Below are 3,656 nucleotides of genomic sequence, written 5' to 3'. Positions count from 1 at the left end.
AATGAAACAAAACGGGAAAAATCAATTTTAGGAGTTTTAAAATCAATTCTGATTACTTTTCCCTCTTCCCTCTTCCCTTTTCCCTATCCTCATCGAGAATTGATGATAGAGATGCAAGATCTAAGTTGTATATAGGCAAAGGGTTAAAACCCCTTGTTATCATAGATTTGAGAAAAGTAAAGGGCATCGATTAATTTTGCGTATTTACTTATTATTTTTTTAAATGATTCCTTTGGCACTTTCTAAAGATTCACTTATGGTAAAAAAGTTTAAAAATCCCGTCACTGACATGGTATCTTTAATATCTTCCGATATTCCCACTAAAATTAATTGTGCTTCATTATTGGTGGCTTGACGATGTATTGATAATAATGTCCTTAATCCGGCACTCGACATATATGCAACTTCTGTCATATCAATGATGATTTTTGCTTTTGCGGTGGCTAAAGGCACAATTTTATCTGTCACTACTGAGGCAACAGAAGAGTCTATATCCCCCTCAATAGTTACTATTTGTATCTTATCGGTTGTATTAATTTTTAATTCCATGTTTCTATTTGATTTATTAATCAATCTTCAAATTTATTTCAAAGTAAGATAGTTACTCTCCCCTTACAACCCTAAATTAGAATTTAGAATTTGTCCTCCAAGTCTAGTCAACACTTGTTAGTAAAAAAGCTACTCTTGGGAGGTATCCCTATCCTGCTGACAAAACAAAACACTTTTTGACAAACCCTTTAATTTAGGAATGAAGAATGAGGAAATACAAGATTAGGAGACTAGCAAAATGACAAGAAATTAAATTATCAATTATGACCTAAAACCTAACACTTAATTACTTATTACTTATTACTTATTACTTATTACTTATTACTTATTACTTATTACTTATTACTTATCTACACGGGTACTATGGTTACTTTTACTTTAACTCGTTCTTCAATATTAGGTAAAGTTACAGTTAGTCCTTCTGAATCAAAGTTACTGTAGGGTTCACCATCGATTTCAACTTTACCAATTTTAATACTACCCGGCGGTAAAATATCAGGAGAAACTCGCAAAATATTATCCTCAAAACCTCCCGGAATGGGTTTAAAGTAAAAATCCATTGGTTGTTTAGTAACGAGTAAATTGGTATAAACTGCCGCTAAATAACACAATTCAAAAGAATGATAACCGCTCATGGAGTGACTACCTTTACCTCTTTCGTTTCCTCCTGCTAAGAAGGGAATACCGTTAGCTAAAACGTTGAAATAAACTCCCCCCTCTTCTAAGTCTAAGAACCACGCATTATAAAAAGCGGCTGACTCCCTCGCTAAACGGTGATAGTCTTGATCATTTAACACCCCTGCAAGGATAAAATAGGCTAAGATCATCTGTTCTTGTTGCCACCAAGGTTTACGATCATGCCATACATAACGATGATATTTTTCACCTTCAGGGACAATTCTTTCTACTACATCATAACAACCACCTCTTTGGCGATCGCTTCCGTGTTCATTCTTTAAATTAGCGATTTTTTTAGCCAATTCGACATATTCTTCTTTTGGTTTGAGGCTTTGCATCCTCATTAAATTCCAAGCAATTTTATAGTTATGACCCACTACACCACGATTTTGTTGCCATCCCCACGTTTGATCAGGAGTCCAATCTTGATAGAATTTTTCTTGAACAAAAGGACTATTTTCAAAATCAGGGAAATGTTTGGCGATGGTATCAAAGGTATCTTCCAACATATCGGCATATTCCTGTTTACCGGTAGCTAACCAAAGGTTAATCAGATAAGCCGGAGCGTGATCACCTACAGAGTTCCAGTTTTTACGTCCTTGGTTACGCCCTAAGGTATCACTAAGGGGATCGAGCATAATGGGATCTAAATGGGAGAAATAACTACCATGTTCGCCCTTATCCAAGAAAAACTCGTTAAAAAGTTTGATGGTTTTTTCTGTATCTGCCATAATACGAGGATCTCCCGTACAACGGTAAGTTTGAATTGGCCCTGCTAAAGCGTAAATTTGCTCATAGGCGGGAATTGCGTCATAATCATCCCCAAATTCTGAGGCAAATATTTTTTCTTCTCGATCGCCGTTGACATCGATGCCATGATACCAATAAACGATTCCTTCGTCTAAATCTTCAAACTTCATGTGTTCGCGCAGATATTCGGTGCCATTTTCGGCTGCCTTGAGAAAACTATCATTGCCTGTCATTAAAAAAGCAGTAGCAAAACCATAAACTAAACGAGAAATGGTATCGGTTTCTTGACGAAAATTAGTTGCCGATTGGATACCACTAAGAGAAAGATTAGTTCTATACTTACGGTAATTAAATTCACCTTCTCCAAATTGTGCCTTAATATAAAATTTACCTAAAGCGTTAATCTGATTAATCCACCAGTTTTGTTTTTCAAAGACAAAATCGCTTTTTTTCCGTCCGGCAAAAATGATTTGCTTCGCATCAAAATATTCACTGTCAGGATAGAAAACCCCATAAACAAACAAAAAGCGTCCGACTTCTAACATTGATCGCATATTTCCTGTGGCATCAGGATAACCTTCATCAAAATTTTGAATTAGCTTTGCATAAGCCATGGGACTTATTTTGACTTTAAATTCTCTTTCGTCAGAGGTTTTAATGCTGAAAGCATCTTGAGATTGATTATAACTGGTGACATAACCAGCGATCAGATCGGAAAAAGGAAAATCTATAGAAATACTCATTTTTGTACGTGTAATTTATCTCAATAAACTTAACTATCAAAACTATTTAATTCCTAGAAAATTAAAGATTATTAATTCAGGATAAAAATTAATTATTTTTCAATTTCGGCAACAAAAGCCTTCATAAATTCTTCGACAACTCCTGGATGTTTGCCTGTAATTAAGTTACCATCAATAACTAAATCAGCAGTAACATACCCTTCATAAACCACATCACCTCCAGCATTTTCTACATCACAAATAATGTTATGAGCACAGGTAACTTTTTTATTTTTAATTAAATCTGGATCGGCACAAAATAACCATAAACTATGACAAATTGTTCCTAATTTTACCTGATCTTCTGCCACAGCTTTACGCAAAAATTCTACAGCTGGGGCTTGATTTTTTTGCCCTTTTTTGACACTGACTTGATAGCGTAACCTATCCATTGCATAAGCACCAATACAAATTATACCTTTATAATCTGAAGGGGAAACGTTATTAATTTCCGTGGTTACATCCACATGAAATTCGATCACATCATTTTCCGGATTTGAACCAAATCTTAAGGATTCATTTCCCCATAAATGAGAGATATATTCTACCTCATAACCATTTTCAGGAAAAAACTCATTAAAACGCCTAAATTCGGTAGCGTCGAAATGTTCCTCGATAATAACTCCAATTTTACCTTTTGACATTTATTTTCTCAGCTAATTAATGTTACTAATTTTTTGTGTAAATTAGTTTAATGATATTGTTTAGATGATAACTCTAATTGTTAAATTTATTATTAATTTTTGTTAAATATTTACTAATTATTGAAAATTAACTAAATTATCTTTTTTCATTCACCAAATAAACAAGAAATTATTTTATAATCATATATAAAGCGACAGAATATTTATCATTCTTGTTAAAATTTTACTCACACTCATCGCACGATTCGATCCG

Annotated in this window: 3 protein-coding genes; all 3 read right to left on the bottom strand. The window is 33.9% G+C overall.

Annotated features, from left to right (window positions below):
• Positions 1-219 precede the first annotated feature (219 nt).
• A complete protein-coding gene (locus tag FWJ34_RS18710; protein WP_308256844.1) occupies positions 220-549 on the bottom strand; it encodes an anti-sigma factor antagonist in 330 nt (109 codons plus the stop codon).
• Between the two features lie 350 nt (positions 550-899).
• Complete coding sequence (locus FWJ34_RS18705) at positions 900-2,720, bottom strand: AGE family epimerase/isomerase (protein ID WP_308256843.1); 1,821 nt, start codon at positions 2,718-2,720, stop codon at positions 900-902.
• 92 nt (positions 2,721-2,812) lie between these two features.
• On the bottom strand, positions 2,813-3,403 hold the full coding sequence (locus FWJ34_RS18700) for a DJ-1/PfpI family protein (RefSeq protein WP_308256842.1): 591 nt from the start codon (positions 3,401-3,403) through the stop codon (positions 2,813-2,815).
• Positions 3,404-3,656 lie beyond the last annotated feature (253 nt).

The sequence above is a fragment of the Geminocystis sp. GBBB08 genome (assembly GCF_016743215.1).
Taxonomy (GTDB): domain Bacteria; phylum Cyanobacteriota; class Cyanobacteriia; order Cyanobacteriales; family Cyanobacteriaceae; genus Geminocystis.
This window is presented reverse-complemented; position numbering and strand designations above follow the sequence as displayed.

Coding starts and splice junctions, on each gene's coding strand:
- FWJ34_RS18710 (WP_308256844.1), bottom strand. CDS start 549: ATGGAATTAAAAATTAATACAACCGATAAGATACAAATAGTAACTATT.
- FWJ34_RS18700 (WP_308256842.1), bottom strand. CDS start 3,403: ATGTCAAAAGGTAAAATTGGAGTTATTATCGAGGAACATTTCGACGCT.
- FWJ34_RS18705 (WP_308256843.1), bottom strand. CDS start 2,720: ATGAGTATTTCTATAGATTTTCCTTTTTCCGATCTGATCGCTGGTTAT.